The following is a 20657-nucleotide window of genomic DNA, read 5'->3' as shown; positions in this document are numbered from 1 at the left end:
ACCATTATTTGATCAACTATTTGCTATATACGGAAGGCTTCAGGATTCCTACGTATGGCAGGTTTCGATAGTAGCCCTGGTAGTCAAGGCCATAGCCAACCAAGAACTCGTTTGGAACGACAAAGCCAACATAGTCAGCCTCGATTTCGACTTTGCGGCCCTCTGGCTTATCCAGCAGCGTACATACCTTGACGCTGTTGGCACCACGCTCGCCTAACAGATCAACCAGATAGCGCAGTGTGCGGCCAGTGTCGACGATATCTTCCATGATCAAGACGTCCTGGCCCTCCAGATCAGCCTTCAAGTCGTGAATCAATTTGATCGTTCCAGTCGACTCGGTACCGCCGTAATAGCTGGAAACGTCAATAAAGTCCAGCTGGGCGTAACAGGTCATCTTTTTAAACATATCAACCGAAAAAGGCGCCGCGCCAGTCAGAACCGAAACCACCAGCGGCTTTTTGTCGGCATAGTCAGCATTGATCTGCTTAGCCAGCCGATCCTCGGCAGCATTGATCTCTTCAGTGCTGTACAAGACGCGTTCAATATCGTTGTTCATTTATCTGCTCCTTTTAGCATTTTCGTTGGGCAACTACGATGATTTGGCATTCTTGGCCTTCAGCAGCGCCGCTTGACTCATCCAGCCAGGCGAACTTATGGCCAACTACCCACAGCACCGTCTCAGCAGCCGTAGTCAAAACCAGTTGCTCCTGACGCTGCAGCTGCGGTACCTTGTCGTTGATCAAGACGCGCCGAACCTTTTGATGGCCACCACTTTTTAAGCGCAGCCGATCACCTTTTTGCCAGCTTCTTAATCGCAGCGGCAAGGCATCAGACGGCAGCTTGAATCTGGCCAGCTCAATAGCATCTTTAGGCAGCTGATCCTTACTAAAGACCCCAAACGTCAATTCATCGTTGATTTCATGCCATTGGCCCAATTCTACCACAGCTGCGGACTTTTTTTGCGAATTATCGACCTTTTTAGCCGCGTTTTTAAGCCAACAGACATCATATTCTTTCACTAGCCAATGGTCATTTGGCAATTGCATGATCTGCTGCGGCTTTTTGTCATCGTTTAGCAGCTGGTCGATCTGCATGAGCTGTGATTGAGTCAGGTCATAGACTGCCTGATTCTTCAGCCATTGCAGCATTAACAGCCGGCGACTGGACTGCGGCTGCTGTCGATACTTTGCCAGCTGCAGCTGATTTGTCGTCGTCATCTGCGCCAGAAGCTGCGCCAAGCTGTTTTGACTAAAAGCCAGCAGATCGCTCAACTGTTCATGCCACGCCGTCATATGCGCCAAAAAACGCGGATTCTCTTTGATCATGGCAGGAACGATCAGATTTCGAAAACGATTGCGCGTCAAAGCAAGGTCCTGATTGGTATTATCCTCAAACCAGGTTAACTGATGCATATTGGCATACTCATAAAGCCGATCCTTGGGAATGGTCAAAAGCGGTCTGAGCAGCGTTTTACCAGCAAACGGCCGCTCATCTTCAATCCCAGCCAGCGCCGTCAGCTGCCCTCCCCTGACCATCTTCATCAGCATTGTCTCGGCCTGATCATTGGCGTGGTGCGCGGTCAAAAGAAAATCAGCCTGATGTTCATGCATCGTCTGGGCAAAAAAGCGGTAGCGCATTGTCCGCGCGGCATCCTCAATCCCGGTTTGCGGATGTTCTTTGATCGGCCAGTGTCTGACTGCCAGCTTTAATTGGTGCTTTTGACAGTAGCTTTTTAAAAAGGTCTCCTCTTGCTGGCTCTGTTTGCGTAATTCATGGTTGACGTGGGCGACGATCAATCGTCTTGGATCAACCAGCTGCTGCATCACGTCCAACAGCACCATTGAGTCAACGCCTCCGGAAACGGCAACTACCAAGGGAGCAGCTGATTCAAAAAAGCGGTGCCCTGTCAGACGCCGCTTAATCTGTTGTTGAAGATTCATTTTAGCTGCGACGACCGCCACGGCCGCCACGCTTGCCATCCGTTTGCCGTTTCAGCGTTGACAGGCGTGATTCGCTTTCCTTCATAAAACTGGCCAGCATATTGTCGAAGCTGTCATTTTGCCGGTGATGACGAGCCCCAGAAAAGCCGCGCTGTGGTACATGGTTAAATTCATGGCGCTCTTGAGTATGAGCATGACCATGAGCCTCTTCATCATGACGTCGTTCGTGGAAGCCGTGTCCCTGTTCGCGATGGTTTTCGCGCTCCTCATGGTGGTGACGTTCTTCCTTAGGTTGAGCTTCCTTCATCGATAAGGCGATCTTGCCATCACTGCCAATCTTCATTACCTTGACAGTTACCGTATCGCCGACTGACAGAACGTCGTGAATGTCTTTGATGAAGCGATCAGAAATCTGACTGATATGAACCAATCCCGTCTGGTTGTCGTCTAGATCAACGAAAGCCCCGAAATTAGTAATACCTGAGATCTTCCCTGAAACCTTTGCTCCTTCTTCAATTGCCATGAACTAGCTGGCCCTCCTCATTAAAAATTAATCATTTATTTACAGTTTTGAGTATAACATAAATCAACATTGTTACAAGTGAACAATTATCGCGATAAAGCGAACAAAAAAAGCTAAAACCGCTTTCTTACATCGTTAGTTAAACGCTGTCACGATTTTTAAAGCGCTTTTAGCTTAATTAGCAAAGTTATAAATCGTTTCGCCTTTTTTAGCGTAGTTGTATTTGGAACGAATCAGCTGTTGAAGATATTCAGGATCATTCAGCTCTTTAATATGACTGTTCAGCTGCTTTTGCTTGCTTTTCTGTTTGTTCAGCTGCGTTTGCGTCTGTTGAATCTGAGCATTGACCCGGCCAAGCTGTCGCTGGTTTTTCCAGATCTGAATGCCAAACACCAGGACAAAAACGCTAATTATGCCGATCATTGCTAAAAAGCGGTGCTTATGGATTTTTCGAGCATAGGCCTTATCCGCCGCCTGCTGAGCAGTTTTCTGCTGAGCGTATGGCGTATCAAGACTGTAGACATTGCGACCTTTCATTGAGAATTCCTCACCTTGTAATTATTGTCCAAAGTATAACAGGATTTTTTAGCAACTGTCCAACCTAATCCTAAATTATCTGCTGAATCATTTTTGGTTAATCGAGTCTAAACGGCATAACCGCTTCAGATCTAAGGCTAATCGTCAAATGGATTGCTGAAGTCCTCGGCAAATTTTTCATCAATAATGGTATACATCTGATCCGTTTCGCTCTTCTTGGTAGTCTCAATAATCTGATCAATTCGGACGGTCTCGGTTTTGTTGCCAAACTGAATGGTCAGCTCATCGCCAGCCTTAACGCTGCTGGACGATTTTGCCGGCTTGCCGTTGACCAGAATTCGTCCCTGATCGGCAATCTTTTTAGCAACCGTTCGCCGCTTGATGATTCGAGAAACCTTTAAAAATTTGTCTAACCGCATTTATCTATTTCCTTTCCTGATCATGACTTTTTTTCTTGCTTGTCTTTTGAATCTTGCTTGGCATCATTATCGACATCATCGGCATCGTTAAGCGCCTGATTGATGCCGCGCACACAGACGATCAGCTGCTTGAGCCAGTCTTTTTGGGTCATCTTAGGCTGAATGATCAATCTGACGGTCAGCCGGCCATCATCGGTCTGGCCCATCGTCGCCTTAAACCGCGTCGCTGCCAGAGCCTTGATGATTTCAGGAGGCTTAATGGCACGACTGCCGGCCTTGGTGAAGGTCAAAACAAGATTATCGCGCTGCCGCTTGATCGATTCCAGCATCGCCGCATCGGCATTCATCTTCAGCTCACCTACCAGCAGCAGATTTTCAACGGGTTCGCCATAATCACCAAACCGGTCAATCAGATCGCCTTGCAGATCAAGCAGCTCCTGATCTGATTTTGCCTGGCGCACCTGTTTGTATAGCGCGATCTTTTGCCGCGAGTCGCTGACGTATTCATCAGGCAGATAAGCTTCCACGTTGATGTCGATTTCGGTATTGGCAATCGGCTTTTTAACCTGGCCACGTTTTTTAGCCACGGCTTCGCTAAGCATCTCGGCATACAGATCATAGCCAACCGAATCGATAAAGCCGTGCTGCTGCTTGCCCAAAAGATTGCCCGCGCCGCGAATCGCCAAGTCACGCATGGCAATCTTAAAGCCGCTGCCCAGTTCAGTAAAGTCGCGAATGGCCGCCAGCCGCTTTTCGCCAAGTTCCGTCAGCACCTTGTTTGGCTGATACATAAAATAGGCATAGGCAACGCGATTGCTGCGGCCAATCCGTCCTCGAATCTGGTAGAGCTGAGACAGCCCCATTCGATCAGCATTTTCAACAAACAGCGTGTTGACGTTGGCAATATCGACGCCGGTTTCAATGATTGAGGTCGTTACCAAAACGTCATACTCGCCTTGAATAAAGTCATATAAGACGCCTTCCAGCTGTGCCTCGGTCATCTTGCCATGAATATAGCCGATCCTGGCCTCAGGAACCAAATCCTGCAGCTCGGCAACGGTTCGTTCAATATCGTTGACACGGTTGTGCAGATAGTAGACCTGGCCGCCCCGCTGCAGCTCGCGCAGAACCCCATCACGAATCGCGGCTTGGTTTTGTTCCATTACATAGGTTTGAATTGGATAGCGATCAGCAGGCGGCGTTTCAATTACCGACAGATCACGCACGCCCATCATTGACATGTGCAGCGTCCGCGGAATCGGGGTGGCCGTCAGCGTTAACACGTCAATGTTGTTTTTTAGCTGTTTAAGCCGTTCTTTATGCTTGACGCCAAATCGCTGCTCCTCATCAATGACCAGCAGTCCCAGGTCATTGAACTGAACGTCTTTGCTAAGCAGCCGGTGCGTGCCGACTACAACGTCAATCTTGCCATTCTTGAGGCCCGCTTCGGTTTCTTTAAGCTGTTTAGGCGTTCGAAAGCGCGACATCATAGCAATCTCAATCGGAAAACCTTCAAAGCGGCTCTTCATCGTATCATAATGCTGCTGGGCCAGAATCGTGGTTGGAACCAAAAAGGCCACCTGCTTGCCGCCCAAAACCGCCTTAAAGACTGCCCGCAATGCTACTTCTGTCTTGCCATAGCCAACATCGCCGACCAAGAGCCGATCCATGGGGCGCTCGCTTTCCATATCGGCTTTGATTTCTTTGATGCTGCGCAGCTGATCAGGCGTCTCTTGATAAGGAAACTCGGCTTCAAACTTTTCCTGCAGATAGTCGTCTTTAGGAAAGGCATAACCCTTTTCTGTTTCTCTGGCTGCATAAAGATCAACCAGCTCATCGGCGATGTCCTCGACTCTGGCGGCAACGCGTGCTTTGGTTTTGGCCCACTCGGTTCCGCCCAGCCGATTGACGTGAGGAACCTTGCCTTCGCTGGCCACGTATTTTTGAACCAGATCCAGCTGCGTGACTGGGACAAAGATCTGCGCGTGATTGCGATAGTTGATCACCATGTAGTCTTGATTGGCTCCATCAACCGTCATCGTCTTAATGCCGGAAAAGATCCCAATCCCATGGTTGACATGAACGACATAGTCACCGGGCTTTAAGTCGGCGTAGCTTTTGAGCCGTTCCGCGTTAGCCAGTTTCTGTGGCCGCACTTGTCGCTGTTTGACCTGAGCAAACATCTCGTTTTCAGTAATGGCGACCAGATTGGCCTGTGGATATTCAAACCCGTTTGCCAGAGTCATGGCCGTCAGCTGCGTCTGATGCTCCAACAGCTGTTCAGGCTGCGTCTCAACGGCCTTGACGCCAAATTCAGCCATCGTCTTAGCCATCTGCTGGCGACGCTCTTGACTCTGCGCCAGTAAGACAATCGTTTCGCCCTGAGCCTGCCAGCGCTGCAGCTCACTTTTCAAAAGCGCCATCTGACCAAAGAAGCGCTGCATGGGACGTGTCTTTAAATCAGTCAGCGCGGCAAACCGTTTGGCACCCATTCCTTTTTTAAACAGCGCCAGGTAGGTCTGAGCATGGGCATCATCAGCCACCAGCCGCTCTGGATCATGGCCCAGAAAACCGGCCTGTCCCCGTTCATGACGCTGCATTTTTTCGTCCAGCCAGCTCATTTCGTCTTTTTCCAGACGCTGGCCCGTTTCTTTAATGCGCGGCCAATCGTCCAGATACAGACTGCCAGCTGGCGGCAGATAGTCTAAAAGCGAGGACGCCTCAGGATAGACCAGATCAGCATATTCCAACATTTCAACCGGCAGCTCATGTTTTTTCAGTGCTGTAATCAATTCAGCAAAATGACCATTGAGTACTTGTCTTTGTTCCTGATCGGTAACCAATGCCTGCAGGTCAGCCTGCTCTTTGGTCATTTTCTGTGCAACCCGTTCAAACTCCGTAATGGGCAGGATAAAGTCGGTTGCCGGCAGAATCGTAACTTCAGCAAGATTTTCTTGACTGCGCTGAGATTCCGGATCAAAAGTACGCAGCGAATCAACCTCAGTATCAAAAAGATCGATTCGAATCGGCAGCTCGGTATTTAAGGCATAGACATCAATAATCGAGCCCCGCATGGCAAAGTCACCGGGCCTTAATACCATCTGCTGATATTGATAGCCCATTGCTCCCAGCTTGGCGCGCAGCTCAGTTGGATCCAGTTCCATGCCTGGTTTCAGCTGCAGCGAGGCCTGAGCAAACTGCGCTGGTGCAATCAGTTTTCGGCGCAGTCCTGCCACCGAGGCAATCACAATGGCGGGCGTCTGCTGCTGCAGTGCATGGAGGGCCAATACCCGCTGCAGTCGGTAGTTAGGCGAACTGGTCGCTACTTCAGCTGCCAGTACCTCTTCAACTGGAAACTGATAGATTTCAGTATTGGGCAGCAGGTTCTCCAGATCAGCCGCCAGCTTCTGCATATGATAAAGGCTGTCGACAACGATCAGCTGTGGCTGCGTCAGCTTTTCGTGCAGCGCCGCCAGCAACAGCGTCGTAGCGGAGCCGGCAATCCCGGTAATCAATTGATTTTTTTGATCGCGAATCGTTGTCAGAATCGTTTTAAAATCCCTGGTCGATTCGATAAATTCGGTCAGACGCATGATGCCAGCTCCTTTTTGATTAGTTGTATTGATTCATCAATTGGTCAAACGTCTCGCCGTGAACCCAGTCGATTAAGGCTTGTTCCGCAATCGCCACGGCCTGATCAAAAGCAGGGCGCTCCTGTGGCGTAAAGCGGCCCAGCACATGACTGACCACCGTACCGTTTTGGGGATGATCGATTCCCAGCTTGACCCGATTGAAATTCTTGGTTCCCAAGTATTGAATGATGCTCTTTAAGCCGTTGTGGCCGCCAGAAGCGCCATGTGTCTTCAAACGCACGCGGCCAACTGGCATGTCCAGATCATCGGCAACGATAACCAGATCAGCCAGATCGACTTGATAGTAGTCCATCAATGGCTTAACGGCACGACCAGAATCATTCATAAACGTGGTTGGCTTGACCAGCATTACTTTTTCACCGTCAATTACCCCTGTGGCGGCCACGGCTTCGTATTTGGTATGGCTAAAGGCCCCCAGCTGATAGTCGCGCGCGATCTGTTCAACAACCATAAAGCCGCTGTTGTGCCGCGTTTCATCATAACGTGAACCAATATTGCCCAATCCTACGATCATTTTCATTAGAATCACCTTTCTTTACACGCAAAAAGGCCGCACGGAGCCGTACCCCGTCCAGCATCAGTGCAATTATTATACCGCAAGTAGCGATCAATCAAAAAGCAAATGCCCACGCTATTTTTGCTGATTAGACCATTACGACTTGTGCTATCATGTTGATAGATAATCCACAGACTGCAACTTAATTGGAGGCAATAGCATGATTTTTAACTCTCTGATCAAAACCAAGGATCAACTGACCACGCTGCCTGAAGATGCCACCTTGGCAGAGGCATTGACCGTTTTGGAAAATACCGGTTTTCGCTGCGTACCGGTTTTAGACAAGACGGGGACGATTTTTCGTGGAAACATCTACAAGATGCACATCTATCGGCATAAATCACGACATGGCGACATGGATCTGCCCGTTACCAGCCTGCTGAAAAACTCAACCAAGTTTATCTCAATCAAGGCCGCCTTTTTCAATGTCTTCTTTACCATTCGTGATCTGCCATACATTGCCGTTTTAGACGAGAACAACCACTTTTATGGCATCCTGACGCATAGCCGTGTCTTGCGCATGCTGGCCGAAGCCTGGAACATTAATGCTGGCAGCTATGTTTTAACGGTAACGGTCCCCGATGAGCGCGGCGCTTTGGTAACGGCAGCCAAAGAAATTACCCGTTTTACCGACATTGCCAACGTCATCTCATTAAACCTTGACCCAACCCAGACTCACAACAAGCAGATTCTGTTTACGCTGCCGGCCAGTGCTGATCAGGCTTTGGTTGATAAAATCGTCAAACGACTGAATCGCAAAGGCTTTGAAGTACCAGAAATCGAAGACCTGCATCCCAACTATTAAAACCAGATTCAGCATGAAAAAAGATCCAGTCAACAGCGACTGGATCTTTTTGATTTACGATAGATTCAAGCTAATGTGCAGTGCATGGTCGACGTTTTTCATGATCTGATCGTCAAAGCGCGTTAAATACTTTTTCAAGCGTCGCTTATCAATCGTTCGCAGCTGCTCAAGCAAGATGATCGAATCATGGGCGATTCCTGATTCGGCTGCTTTAATCTTAACATGCGTTGGCAAGGTGCTTTTCGTCAGCTGGGCCGTAATGGCAGCTACGATTGTCGTTGGACTGTAGCGGTTACCGACATCATTTTGAATAATCAGTACTGGCCGCACGCCACCTTGTTCTGAGCCAATCACTGGCGACAGATCCGCAAGATAAACGTCACCGCGCTGAATCCGTATCTTCCCCATTCATCATCGCCTGCCTAGTTTTTATAGCGTCGCATTAATCGCGGTGTAATACTCGTCAGGATTTCATAATTGATCGTGTGTGCATGATCGGCCAGATCGGTTGCTGAAAGCGTCTTGCCTTTTGAACTCCCCATCAAAACGACCTCAGTTCCGATTGGCATTGACTTAGGCAGACGAATCATCATTTGATCCATGCAGATCCGTCCTAAGATTTCGCATTCCTGACCAGCCACCAGGACCTTAAACCCCTGCATCCGGCGCAGATAGCCATCCGCATAGCCAATTGGCAGGGTAGCAACCCATTCATCGTTTTGCGCAGTATAGGTCGCGCCATAGCTGATGGATTCACCAGCCTGCAGATGCTTAACAAAAGTCGTCTTTGCAACGATTGAAGCTACCGGCTGCAGATCCAGCGAATCAGGCAGCTCATGACCAGAAGGATTGCAGCCATACATCGAGATCCCCATCCGAACCGTATTGGCTGCAATCGTTTCGCGATGCCACATGCCGACTGCAGAATTGGCCATGTGAACGTAAGGCGGTTTTTGATCAACTGCAGCCAAAAACTCATGCCAGCGTCCCAGCTGCTGCTTAAAGTAGGTATCGTCAGCCGCGTCAGCCGTGGCAAAGTGCGTAAACAGTCCTTCAAAAACGAAGGCTGGCTGATTAACCAGTGCCAAAGCCTGCTTTAGTTCAGCAACGTCGCGAAAACCGATCCGTCCCATGCCGGTATCCAGTGCCAGATGAACCTTCAGCGGCGGCAGCGACTCATTTTTAGCCAGTTCAGCATATTCCTTGAGCCAGTTGACACTGCCCACCGTCAGCGAGATGTCGTTTAAGGCCGCAACCGGCGCATAGTGAACCGGCGTCAGTCCCAATACCAGCATCAACTGATCGATACCGGCATTTCTAAGCTCGAGTCCCTCATCAAGCATGGCCACGCAAAAGCCGTCAACACCAGCTTCCTTAGCGGCATGAGCAACCGGTACGGCACCATGTCCATAGGCATCAGCCTTGACGACAGCCAGGATTCGACTGTTGGCTGGCAAGGCGGCCCGCTGCTGTTTGATATTATGCTTTAATGCCTTTAGGTCGACTACCATAGCGGCATCCCGCAATTGTGCGCTAATCATTTTTCTGATCGCTCGTCCTTTCCAAAATGATTTCAGTCATAACCAGATCTTTCGTATGACTGACCGATGCCCACACTTGACCTTCAAATGGCGATTTAACCACGATTGGCCGACCGCTTTGATTATTGATGATCGCAATGTCTTGAAAGCCGACCTCACGACCGATCCCAGTTCCCCAAGCCTTAGCAAAGGCCTCTTTTAGCGACCAGCGACCAGCAATGTATTCATAGCGGCGCTGACCACCTAATTTTGCCAATTGTTCCAACTCAGGCGGCGTAAGGATTCGCTTGACGAAACTGGGCGTCTTTTCAACGGCACGCTTCACGCGGGCAATTTCCGTTAAATCAATTCCAAATCCTTGAATCATTGTCTATTGTTCCTGACCACCACGGCGGCGAATGTTAAAGCCGCGGCGTCCCTTGCCATGCGAGTCTTCGCGATAGCTGCGGCGGCTCTTGCTCTGACCGGTACGCTTGCCGCCACGATAACTGCGATGCGATGAGTTGCCATGGCGATAGCTGCTGCCACGATAGCCACTGCTCTGACGACGCTTGCGCCGTGGCAATGGCCGTTCTGGCGTAATCTTAACCGGCACCTGGCTGGCAGCTTCTTTGGTCATATCATTAAGCAGGGCCGCTGCCAGATCAAGGGCATCGTGCGTTTCCAGCAGTTTTTGCGCGGCGTCGGCATAGCGCTGCGTGGATGGCTGCGCGATCAGTTCATCAATCTCACTGACGGCGCTGGCCAACTGCCCCTTAAACGCTTCTTCTTCAGTTGGCGGCTTCAAAGGCAGCATGCGCACCTTGGTCAGTTTTTCGATCTCATGCAGATAGTCCATCTCATTTGGCGTGACAAACGTTAACGAAACGCCATGATGTCCGGCACGGCCAGTTCGGCCAATCCGGTGAACGTAGCTGTCAGGATCGGATGGAATATCATAGTTGTAGACATGCGTAACGCCTGAGATGTCAAGTCCACGTGCCGCAACGTCGGTGGCAACCAGGATATCAAGCTTGCCTTCCTTAAAGCGTTTCATGATCTTGGTCCGCCGATCCTGCGTCAGATCGCCATGAATACCAGCCGCATTATAGCCGCGTGCCGTCAAGCCCTTTGACAGTTCATCGACACGGCGCTTGGTCCGGCCAAATACGATCGTTAAGTCAGGATCTTGAACATCGATCAGTCGCGTCATGATGTCGAACTTTTCATAATCGCGCGCCCGAACGTAGTATTGATCCACCAGGTCGGTCGTCAGCTCTTGGGCCTGAATACGCACGGTCTTAGGCTCTTTCATAAACTGCATGCCGATCCGCTTGATTTCTGGCGGCATCGTTGCACTGAACAGCAGCGTCTGCCGCGTTGCCGGCGTTTCGTTGATGATGGCTTCAATGTCTTCCAAAAAGCCCATGTTCAGCATCTCATCAGCCTCATCCAAAACCAGCGTATTGATCTGGCTCAAATCAACCGTATGCCGGCGAATATGATCGCGCAGACGGCCCGGCGTCCCAACCAGAATCTCCGGCTGATGCTTCAGACTCTTGATCTGACGGCGAATATCAGCTCCGCCATAAACGACCTGAACCTTGGCCCGCTTGTCTTTTCCCAGCCGATACAGTTCTTCTTGCGTCTGGATCGCCAATTCACGCGTTGGCGAAATGATCAGGGCCTGAATTGCCGGATTCTGAGGATCAATGTGTTCAAGAATCGGCAGTCCAAACGCGGCCGTCTTACCGGTCCCGGTTTGTGCCTGACCAATTACGTCATCACCGTTTAAAACCATCGGAATCGTCTGTTCTTGAATTGGCGTGGCTTCTTCATAGCCGCTGCGTTTGATGGCTTTAAGCAGGCTGTTTGACAACCCTAATTCTCCAAATTTCACTTAAATAAATTCTCCTTAAAATTCAATCATGACTAGACATGATTATGATTACTTCTCATTGGCACTGGCCAGTTCTGCCAGTACCTTTTCCAGATGAATGCCATGGCTGGCCTTCATCAGAATTGCATCGTCAGCCGTTAAGACCGACTTTAAATCACTCGTTAACTCTTTCAGCTGGTCAGCTGCATAGCTGTGAATAGCTTCTTTAGGATAACCGTCTTTGATCAGCTGATCTTTTAAGTTGTTCATTTCCTGACCAACCAGATAAACGGCATCGATCTGATCATGCGAGATGGCCTCAGCCAAGCTGGCATGCAGTTTGGCTGAAGCATCGCCTAACTCAAGCATGTCACCCAATACAGCAATATGCCGGCCATTGGTCTTAACCGCGGCCAGCGTCTTGATAACCTGTTTAACGGCCGTTGGATTGGAATTATAGACATCACTTAAGATTGCCTCGCCAGCATCACCTTGAATCCATTCAGCCCGGTTGGCCGTTAATTCGACACCAGCCAAAGCCTGCTGCATGTTTTCGGGTTTGACGTGCAGCAGCTTGCCGACCATGATGGCTGCCAGAGCGTTGTTGACGTTGTATTCGCCACCCATTGGCAGATCAAAGCTCAGTCCTGGCCACTCATTAACCTGGAACGTAACGTGATTAGGTGCGGCTGTAACACTGGTGGCATACAGATCGTTGCCCAGTTCACGGCCAAACGTCTTGGTGTATTGCTTAAGCTTGGCAGCACGTTCTTTAAGCAGCGGCTCATCACCGTTGTATACCAGCGTACCGTCCTCTTTTAAGCCATGCGTGATTTCCATTTTGGCATCAGCAATCTTATCGCGCGTACCGAAAAATTCGATGTGCGCCTCGCCAATCATCGTGATCACTGCAATGTCAGGCGTAGTCAACTTGCTCAAAAAGTCTAATTGTCCTGGACGATCCATCCCCATTTCAACCACTACGGCTTCCGTATTTGGGTTCATATTGAGCAGCGTAATCGGCACGCCAATCTCATTATTGAAGTTGGCATGCGTTTTAGTTACGTTCATTTGGGTCGCCAAGATTGAAGCCGTCATATCCTTGGTGGTCGTCTTGCCATTGCTGCCAGTTACGGCAACCACGAATGGATTGATCTTGTGCAGATAGTATTGGCTTAATTCCTGCAGTGCCTGCAGCGGATCATCAACCACCAGCAATGGCTGATCAGTTGACGGCAGATCGTGGTCACTGGCCCAAAGCGATGCCACTGCGCCATTTTCAAACGCATTGGCAACGTATTTGTGTCCATCCTGCTCACCCATTAATGGAATAAACAGCGCTCCAGCTTCCAGAGCACGGCTGTCAAAGGCCACATTGGTTACTTCTAGGTCCTGCCATTTTGCAATATCATTTTGCACCCGAATTGCCTTTGCAATCTCGGCTAAACTCATCTTCATGGAAATTTCCTCTTTTATTTGTTTTTTTGAACTTTCGTACCGACTAGTCTAACTGATTAATTATATCACCCTTACGATCACAAAACGAGGGTTATAAATTTATCAATAGCAAAGGCATTGAATTTTTATGGATCAAAAAAGGCTCAAGGTTGTCGTCAAGCAAACCTTGAGCCTTGATTCGACTGTTGATCAAGCCCTACATTTCTTCTAAGCGGGCAATCCGATCCTCCAGTGGCGGGTGCGTATCAAAAAGATGATCCAGCCAGCGATGACGCTTGGCATTTTCTTCAGGATCGGTGATATATAAGGACGCGCTGCTGGGATCAGCCTGCTGCATCGGTTCGGCATGTTCCAGCTTGCGCAGCGCACTGATCATCCCCTGCGGATTACGCGTCAGTTCTACGGATCCAGCATCAGCCAGATATTCGCGATTGCGTGACAGTGCCATCTGAGCAATCGCCGCCGCCAGTGGTGCCAAAATAATCAGCAGCAGTGACGCCAGCATGCCAAAGATATTGACGCCGCGATCATCATCATCGTCACTGCGGCCACCGCCCAGCCACCAGAAATTGCTGACCAGGTTGACCAAAAATGAGATTGCAGCTGAAAGCGCCAGTGCAATTGTCTGCAGGCGAATGTCATAGTTGCGAACGTGAGTAATCTCATGTCCCATTACGCCTTCCAGCTCCTCACGATTCATCATCTGCATCAAGCCAGTCGTAGCCGCCACTGCAGAATGTTCAGGATCGTTGCCGGTTGCAAAGGCATTGGGACTGGGATCGTCAATAATGAAGACCCGCGGCATCGGCACCTGTGCGACCATCGCCATGTCTTCAACAACATGCCAAAGCTCAGGCGATTCAGCAGCCGAATGAATCTCATGAGCATGATTCATGTTCATCACGACATCCGTTGACTGCCCAATCATGACTGAGGCATAGATCAAGGCAATCACTAATGCCATGATGATGCCGACAACGGTTGATCCGGCCAGCCAGTAGCCAACTGCAGCTCCTACCAGCGCAACCAGCAGACAAAAGCCAAAGACCACATAGACCGTCCGCCGCTTATTCATGTTAATCTGTTGATAAAGCATGCGTTACCCCAAACCGTTTTTAAAATTCAACTTTTGGCGTTTCTCGAGCCTCAGCTGGTACTTGCAGGTATTCAAACTGCGTAAAGTGATGAATCTTGCCGACCAGGTTGGAAGGAAATGCCTGCAGCTTTTCGTTAAAACGCCGTACGCAGCTGTTGTAAAGCTGGCGTGAGTAGGCAATCTTGTTTTCTGTATTGGTCAGTTCTTCCATCAGCTTTTGATATTCAGCACTGGCCTTTAGATCTGGATAGGCTTCGCTTACGGCAAACAATGATTTCAAAGTGCCGCTCAGCTGGTTGGAGACTTCCATTGTTTTTTGCGGATCGTCTGCCATATTCATTCCGGCTAACTGATTTCTCAAAGCCGTTACCTTTTCCAGCGTTCCGGCTTCATACTTGCTGTATCCCTTAACCGTGTTGACCAGGTTGGGAATCAAGTCGTTTCGCCGCTGCAGCTGCACGTCGATCTGGCTGGCTGATTCTTCAACCTGATTGCGCGTAGTGATAAAGCCGTTATAGATGCTGACGTACCAAACGATCAGCAGAATTACGACTACTACAGCGATAATTGCTGCCATCATAAAATACTCCTCCTTAGGAAATTGATTTTCTTAATCATAACAGTTAATGCCAGGCGAATAAAATGATTTTGCTGTTTTGCACTAAAACTTAATCTTTTATAAAATTAAACTGTAAAACCATTTATAAGGAGCATTTTTATGAAAGTCTTATTTGTCTGTCTGGGCAATATCTGTCGCTCCCCAATGGCAGAGGCAATGTTTAGACAAATGATCGCCCAAAATCACCTGGCCGATCAAGTCCAAGTCGACTCAGCCGCAACCAGCTATGAAGAAGAAGGCAACGGCCCGCATCCAGGCGCGCTTAAGATCATGCATAAGTATCATCTGCCGACCGAGGGGCTCATCTCGCGTCCCATCACTCAAGCAGATTTCGCCACCGCTGATCTGATCATCGGCATGGACGACATGAACATTCGGCATCTTAAAGCCATCGCGCCAAAAGAGGATCGCTTTAAGATTCATCAGGCCTTTGACGTAGTGCCAGGCAAGGCTGGTACGTCAATTCCCGACCCCTGGTATACGCATCGCTTCCAAGATACCTATGACAGCTTGGCCGAGGCGCTTCCTTATTGGTTGGATGTCGTAAAGCGCCAGCTGCACGATCAGCATTAATTCAGCGACGTAAAATCAATCATAAGTAAAAAGAGATCAGGCGTGAATAACCACGTCTGATCCCTTTTTATTCTTGATCGCGTCCCGTTGTATACTTGCTGCTGAGAGCTTTTTGCGCTTTTTGAGGTGCTTGAGAGAACTTCTCGCTGCGGACCAGTTTCCCTCTGATCATCAAACGTCCTTTACCGGTATCATCACAGGTAATCAAAGTGACGATGGCATTTTTGGTATCATTGACCACTTGAACGTCGGTTGCCTTGATGAACTTGCGCTGATAGATTCGATATTCATAGACCCGCTTCATATCGGTCAGATAGATCATCTGGCCCTTTTTGGCATGGTAATAAAGCGGTGAGAACAAGATTTTGCTGCCATTGGCCATATTATGTCCAGCCAAGGCATAGTTGCCCTTCCCCATCTGCATGTCTTCGCGCATCGTGCCGGCAGCCAAAGCCAACGTGGTATTGTCGACTCCTTTGGCAATCGGCAGCACCATATCAATGTCAGGAATGGCAATCTCGCCAATTACATTAATATCCTGTTTTTTAGCCCGCGCTGCTGCGACGCTTTGCAGGCTAAGATCCTGGACGCTGTCAAAATCATAGCTGGCCTTTTTCTTTTGATTTTTGGCCACAGTCTGCCGCGTAACGGTCGGTCGATAGCTGTCAACCAAAGCCGACTTGATCTGCTGATTAAAAATCAAAGCCAGCCCAACGACAAACAGGATTACGGCAGCGGTCCAGCGCAGCCAGTTTAACTTGCGATGCATATTTAGTTTCCTCGACTTTTATAATGATAAAACAAAAGTCCCACCGCGGAAAAATCCAGCAGTGAGACTTTTTGCCAAAATGCGACTTACTTGAGGCCGTACTTCTTGTTGAACTTGTCCACGGCACCATCGGCTTGCGTGAACTTTTGCTTGCCCGTGTAGAATGGGTGAGAATCTGAGGTAACTTCAACCCGGATCAGTGGGTATTCGTTGCCGTCTTCCCATTTAACGGTTTCGCGAGAAGTAGCCGTAGAACCGGAGATGAACTTGTAGCCGGTTGCTGAGTCTTCAAAAACTACCAAGTGGTAATCTGGATGAATTCCTTGTTTCATAAATTTTACGCTCCTTTTGCCATGAATCATTGCCTGAAACATAGATAATCAACCTTCACAGATTAACATATCTTTGTTCAACTTGCAACTACTCTGTCATTTTCTATTCTTCTTCAATCCTAACGTTGGCATTCAGCCGGTTGAGTTTCCAAACAACCCGGTCATAGCCGCGCAGGATATGATCCGCGTCATGAATCACCGTTTCGCCATCAGCCATCAATCCGGCAATCATCAACGAGGCCCCGGCACGAATCTCGCCAGCCTTGACATCGGCGCCATGCAGCTTTTCAGTATGGCGAACCACGATCCGACCATCCTGGGCCTCAATATCCATTCCCATCTTCTGCAGTTCGGGAATGTGCTTGACCCGCTTTGGATAGATCGTATCAACAATCGTGCTTTCACCAGCCGCTTTAGAAAGCAGTGGCGTCAATGGCTGCTGCAGATCAGTGGCAAAACCAGGATAAGGCATCGTTTTGACGCTGATTGGCTTTAGATGATCCGTTTTGGGAACATAGATCTTATCGCTGTCGATCTGCAAGTCAACGCCCATGTCGATCAGCTTGCTGGTGTAAGCCTCCAAGTGTTCGGGAATCACGTTGTTTAACATGACCCCATCCCCCATCGCAGCTGCTAATGACAGATAAGTCCCAGTTTCGATCCGGTCGGCAATGATCGTATGCGTGTTCATTGACTGCAGCGTATCGACACCGGTAATCCGAATCGTATCGGTCCCAACCCCACGAATCTTAGCCCCCATATTGTTTAAGAAGGTTGCCAGGTCAACGATTTCTGGTTCGCGCGCAGCATTTTCGATGATCGTGGTTCCTTGGGCTCTCACCGCTGCTAAAACCGCGTTGATCGTAGCGCCGACCGAAACCATATCCATAAAGATCCGCGTGCCATGCAGTCCGTTTGGCGCGTCCATCTTAACGGTGCCGCCCGACTCGCTGACGTTGGCGCCTAAAGCCTTGAAAGCCTTCAAGTGCTGATCGATCGGCCGTGGACCAATGTTGTCGCCACCTGGGAAAGTTACCGTTGCTCGGTGAAAGCGGCCAAGCAGGGCTCCCATGAAGTAGTAGGAAGCCCGCAGACTCTTGATCGCCTTGCTGGGCAGTTCAGCTTCCATGATTTGAGTGGGATCAATGTTTAAAACGCCGTGCTTGAATGATGACTTAACGTTCATTGACTCCAAAATAATCATCAGATTGTGAACATCCAAGATATCCGGCACGGTATCAAACTGAACAGGCGTATCGGCCAGAATTGCCGCCGGAATCAACGCCACGGTACTGTTCTTGGCTCCGCCGATGGTAACTTCGCCCGAAAGTCGGTTTCCTCCTTGAATGATCATTTTTTTCATGATTGTGTTTTCCTCGCTTACAAATTGATAATTGTTTTTAGTTGAATCTTTCTTTATTTTTAAAACAGTCAGCTTTAATGATAATTAATAAACCGCTAAATTACAACCTTTTCAAACAATCTTCATAACTTACGTGCCGCTAGCCTAAAAAGCGACGTGACCATCTCTGATCGCGTCGTTTTTTTAATGATACAGACTAATTATTTTTGATTTTCGGCAGCCGCCTTAACAAATGCGGCAAACAAGCCTTCGGGACGGTTTGGCCGTGACAGGAACTCTGGGTGGTACTGAGCCGCTACGAAGAATTTGTTCTTAGGCAGCTCAACGACTTCAACCAGGTTCCGATCTGGATTAACCCCCGAGATCACCAGACCAGCTTTTTCCATGGCTTCACGGTATTCGTTGTTAAATTCATAGCGGTGACGGTGCCGTTCATGAATCATCGTCTTGTTGTCATAGGCAGCCGCTGCTTTGGTCCCGGCCTTAAGCTTGCATGGGTAGGAGCCGAGACGCTGCGTGCCGCCCATGTTCTCAACATCTTCTTGATCCGGCATCAGGTCAATGATGTTGTGTTCAGTATTTGGATTAAATTCAGTTGAGTTGGCATCCTTGTAGCCCAGCACGTCGCGGGCAAATTCAATGCAGGCCGTCTGCATCCCAAGGCAGATCCCCAGGTATGGCACGTCGTTTTCACGAGCATACTTGATGGCAGCAATCATCCCTTCAACCCCACGTGAGCCAAATCCGCCTGGTACCAGGATTCCATCGTACTTACCCAGCTTTTCGGCAACGTTTTCGTCATTGATGTCCTCAGAGTTGAAGTGATCGATCTTAACCTTGGCATTGACTGGGTAGCCGGCATGACGCAATGCCTCATTAACTGAAATGTAGGCATCCTGCAGATCAGTGTACTTACCAACCATGGCGATCGTTACCGTGTTGGTCAGACCAGTTTCGATGTGGTGAATCATGTTGGTCCAGTCGCGCATGTCGGCTTCTGGAACGTCAAGGCCAAAGTGATCGACTACCAGCTGGTCCATGCCCTGTTTTTGCAGCTTCAGCGGAATCTCGTACAATACCTTGACATCGCGGGATTCGATAACGGCATTTTCATCAACGTCACAGAACATGGCGATCTTTTTGCGCATGCTGTCAGTAACCGGTGCTTCCGTCCGTACGACCAAAATGTTAGGCTGAATGCCCAGACCACGCAGTTCGCGAACGCTGTGCTGAGTTGGCTTAGTCTTCATTTCGCCCGCGGCATGCAGATATGGAATCAGCGTAGCGTGAATGTAGAGTACGTTTTCGGCACCGGCATCCTTTTTCATTTCCCGAATGGCTTCCATGAATGGCTGTGATTCAATATCGCCAACCGTCCCACCGATTTCGGTGATCACGATTTCAGCATCCGTACTTTCACCGGCCCGCTTGATCTTGTCTTTAATAGCATCCGTAATGTGCGGAATTACTTGAACCGTCCGTCCCAGATAGTCGCCGCGCCGTTCCTTGTGCAATACTTCTGAGTAGATCTTACCGGTCGTAACGTTGGAATACTTGTTGAGGTTGTTGTCAATGAACCGTTCGTAGTGTCCCAAGTCCAAATCAGTTTCCGTACCGTCATCAGTAACGAAAACCTCACCGTGCTGGTAAGGGCTCATCGTCCCAGGGTCCACGTTCAAGTATGGGTCAAACTTTTGAATGGCCACTTTCAGACCCCGGTTTTTCAGCAATCGACCCAGAGATGCCGCGATAATCCCTTTGCCTAATGATGAAACAACCCCACCAGTTACGAAAATGTATTTAGTCATTATTTCTCTCCTTTTGGAACTGCGTCCGGTTCTCTAATACAAAAAAGCTCCCCATTTCATTGAAACAGGGAGCCTTTTAAAACGAAAAGTCCCAAGATAAACTTGGGAGCCCAAGTAAAATAATACAAAGACCAAACAAGTTAGTCAAGAGCGATGTATTATTTATTCCTCGTCATCATCGTCTTCAACGTCATCTTCATCATCAAAGTTTTCTGATGAGAGCTGATCTTCCAGATTGGTGTCCTCATCGTCATCGGCGAGTGGATTGTCTTCATCGTAATCTGGGTTGTCGTAATCTTCTTCTTCGCCGTCGCCGTCATCTTCATCATCAACGTCGGCCAGATCGTCATCTTCTGGGTCATCATTGTCGTAGTCGATAACGTCATCGTCATCATCAGCCCCTGCCAAGAAGGCATTGACCTTGCGACGCTTCTTCTTTGGACGATCTTCTTCTTCTTCGTTTTCGCCAACCGTGGCTTCGTCGATTGATTCGTATGGGTACCATGCACGCAGGCCCCAAGTATTGTCACCAAGGGAAATAAAACTGCCATCGACGTTCAGGTCCGTGTAGAACTGAGGAAGCCGTTCTCGAATTTCCTCATCGCTCTTACCAAGATATTGCTGAACCTCGTTGGTCAAATCAGCGAACGCCATTGCTTCACCATGGTAAGCCAAAATAGCGTGCGCTACTTCGATCATGGACAGTTCCGACTTGTCTTGGCCATCGAAAACCTTTAAATCCAAATGGGTTAAATCCAAACTGGTGCACATCCCTTCAAAAAGTCTCAAAAAGTCTACTCTACATAA

At 49.0% G+C, this 20657-nt stretch carries 21 protein-coding genes; 2 read left to right on the top strand and 19 right to left on the bottom strand.

What is annotated here, in order from left to right; translation table 11 throughout:
* Positions 1-16: 16 nt before the first annotated feature.
* The 7 genes from hpt to pth all read right to left on the bottom strand — a co-directional run bounded on the left by hpt (position 17) and on the right by pth (position 7592).
* Positions 17-556, bottom strand: coding sequence for a hypoxanthine phosphoribosyltransferase (hpt, locus tag ABC765_RS01060; RefSeq protein ID WP_033935260.1), 540 nt, complete (start codon positions 554-556; stop codon positions 17-19).
* Between the two features lie 13 nt (positions 557-569).
* A complete protein-coding gene (gene tilS / locus ABC765_RS01055; RefSeq protein ID WP_347980533.1) occupies positions 570-1979 on the bottom strand; it encodes a tRNA lysidine(34) synthetase TilS in 1410 nt (469 codons plus the stop codon).
* The gene (locus ABC765_RS01050) at positions 1942-2463 is read right to left on the bottom strand and encodes a S1 domain-containing RNA-binding protein (RefSeq protein ID WP_347980532.1); all 522 of its coding nucleotides are present in this window, start codon (positions 2461-2463) and stop codon (positions 1942-1944) included. The genes tilS and ABC765_RS01050 overlap by 38 nt, the downstream gene beginning before the upstream one ends.
* 174 nt (positions 2464-2637) lie before the next feature.
* The gene (locus tag ABC765_RS01045; protein WP_347980531.1) at positions 2638-3000 is read right to left on the bottom strand and encodes a septum formation initiator family protein; all 363 of its coding nucleotides are present in this window, start codon (positions 2998-3000) and stop codon (positions 2638-2640) included.
* Positions 3001-3137: 137 nt separating this feature from the next.
* Entirely contained in the window at positions 3138-3419 is a 282-nt protein-coding gene (locus tag ABC765_RS01040) for an RNA-binding S4 domain-containing protein (protein WP_006499415.1), read from the bottom strand.
* Between the two features lie 20 nt (positions 3420-3439).
* Positions 3440-7012 carry a transcription-repair coupling factor gene (mfd, locus tag ABC765_RS01035; RefSeq protein ID WP_347980530.1) on the bottom strand — a complete coding sequence of 1191 codons (3573 nt, stop codon included), beginning with the start codon at positions 7010-7012 and terminating at the stop codon, positions 3440-3442.
* Between the two features lie 19 nt (positions 7013-7031).
* Positions 7032-7592, bottom strand: a complete 561-nt coding sequence (gene pth / locus ABC765_RS01030; RefSeq protein WP_347980529.1) for an aminoacyl-tRNA hydrolase — start codon at positions 7590-7592, stop codon at positions 7032-7034.
* A 196-nt stretch (positions 7593-7788) separates the two neighbouring features.
* Between pth and cbpA the strand changes: the two genes are divergently transcribed.
* Entirely contained in the window at positions 7789-8433 is a 645-nt protein-coding gene (cbpA, locus tag ABC765_RS01025; protein ID WP_033935254.1) for a cyclic di-AMP binding protein CbpA, read from the top strand.
* A 54-nt stretch (positions 8434-8487) separates the two neighbouring features.
* Here the strand turns inward: cbpA and ABC765_RS01020 are convergent, their stop codons facing one another.
* The 7 genes from ABC765_RS01020 to ABC765_RS00990 all read right to left on the bottom strand — a co-directional run bounded on the left by ABC765_RS01020 (position 8488) and on the right by ABC765_RS00990 (position 14963).
* The gene (locus tag ABC765_RS01020) at positions 8488-8832 is read right to left on the bottom strand and encodes a type II toxin-antitoxin system PemK/MazF family toxin (protein WP_376751283.1); all 345 of its coding nucleotides are present in this window, start codon (positions 8830-8832) and stop codon (positions 8488-8490) included.
* A gap of 23 nt (positions 8833-8855) precedes the next feature.
* The gene (gene alr, locus ABC765_RS01015) at positions 8856-9974 is read right to left on the bottom strand and encodes an alanine racemase (RefSeq protein WP_347980528.1); all 1119 of its coding nucleotides are present in this window, start codon (positions 9972-9974) and stop codon (positions 8856-8858) included.
* Positions 9967-10341, bottom strand: a complete 375-nt coding sequence (gene acpS, locus ABC765_RS01010) for a holo-ACP synthase (RefSeq protein WP_006499409.1) — start codon at positions 10339-10341, stop codon at positions 9967-9969. Before acpS ends, alr begins: the two co-directional genes overlap by 8 nt.
* A 3-nt stretch (positions 10342-10344) precedes the next feature.
* Entirely contained in the window at positions 10345-11853 is a 1509-nt protein-coding gene (locus ABC765_RS01005; protein ID WP_074504929.1) for a DEAD/DEAH box helicase, read from the bottom strand.
* Between the two features lie 48 nt (positions 11854-11901).
* Positions 11902-13290: a UDP-N-acetylmuramoyl-tripeptide--D-alanyl-D-alanine ligase gene (gene murF / locus ABC765_RS01000; RefSeq protein WP_347952645.1), complete on the bottom strand. Its 1389-nt coding sequence runs from the start codon at positions 13288-13290 to the stop codon at positions 11902-11904.
* 196 nt (positions 13291-13486) lie between these two features.
* The gene (gene htpX / locus ABC765_RS00995) at positions 13487-14386 is read right to left on the bottom strand and encodes a zinc metalloprotease HtpX (protein WP_347952644.1); all 900 of its coding nucleotides are present in this window, start codon (positions 14384-14386) and stop codon (positions 13487-13489) included.
* A 19-nt stretch (positions 14387-14405) separates the two neighbouring features.
* Positions 14406-14963 carry a LemA family protein gene (locus ABC765_RS00990; RefSeq protein WP_347953967.1) on the bottom strand — a complete coding sequence of 186 codons (558 nt, stop codon included), beginning with the start codon at positions 14961-14963 and terminating at the stop codon, positions 14406-14408.
* Between the two features lie 141 nt (positions 14964-15104).
* Between ABC765_RS00990 and ABC765_RS00985 the strand changes: the two genes are divergently transcribed.
* Positions 15105-15578 (top strand): low molecular weight protein-tyrosine-phosphatase, encoded by a 474-nt coding sequence (locus ABC765_RS00985; protein ID WP_033935249.1) that lies wholly within the window; start codon positions 15105-15107, stop codon positions 15576-15578.
* Between the two features lie 67 nt (positions 15579-15645).
* Here ABC765_RS00985 and ABC765_RS00980 read toward each other — a convergent pair whose 3' ends face one another.
* The 5 genes from ABC765_RS00980 to rpoE all read right to left on the bottom strand — a co-directional run bounded on the left by ABC765_RS00980 (position 15646) and on the right by rpoE (position 20594).
* Complete coding sequence (locus ABC765_RS00980; protein WP_347980527.1) at positions 15646-16347, bottom strand: class A sortase; 702 nt, start codon at positions 16345-16347, stop codon at positions 15646-15648.
* Positions 16348-16433: 86 nt separating this feature from the next.
* Complete coding sequence (locus tag ABC765_RS00975; protein WP_033935267.1) at positions 16434-16679, bottom strand: type B 50S ribosomal protein L31; 246 nt, start codon at positions 16677-16679, stop codon at positions 16434-16436.
* A 103-nt stretch (positions 16680-16782) separates the two neighbouring features.
* Positions 16783-18042, bottom strand: coding sequence for a UDP-N-acetylglucosamine 1-carboxyvinyltransferase (locus tag ABC765_RS00970; RefSeq protein WP_006499401.1), 1260 nt, complete (start codon positions 18040-18042; stop codon positions 16783-16785).
* A 200-nt stretch (positions 18043-18242) separates the two neighbouring features.
* Positions 18243-19850, bottom strand: coding sequence for a CTP synthase (locus tag ABC765_RS00965; RefSeq protein ID WP_347952641.1), 1608 nt, complete (start codon positions 19848-19850; stop codon positions 18243-18245).
* A gap of 162 nt (positions 19851-20012) precedes the next feature.
* On the bottom strand, positions 20013-20594 hold the full coding sequence (gene rpoE, locus ABC765_RS00960) for a DNA-directed RNA polymerase subunit delta (protein WP_347980909.1): 582 nt from the start codon (positions 20592-20594) through the stop codon (positions 20013-20015).
* Between the last annotated feature and the right edge of the window lie 63 nt (positions 20595-20657).

Origin of the sequence: Limosilactobacillus sp. WILCCON 0051 (assembly GCF_039955095.1) — a bacterium.
Taxonomy (GTDB): Bacteria; Bacillota; Bacilli; order Lactobacillales; family Lactobacillaceae; genus Limosilactobacillus; species Limosilactobacillus allomucosae.
This window is presented reverse-complemented; position numbering and strand designations above follow the sequence as displayed.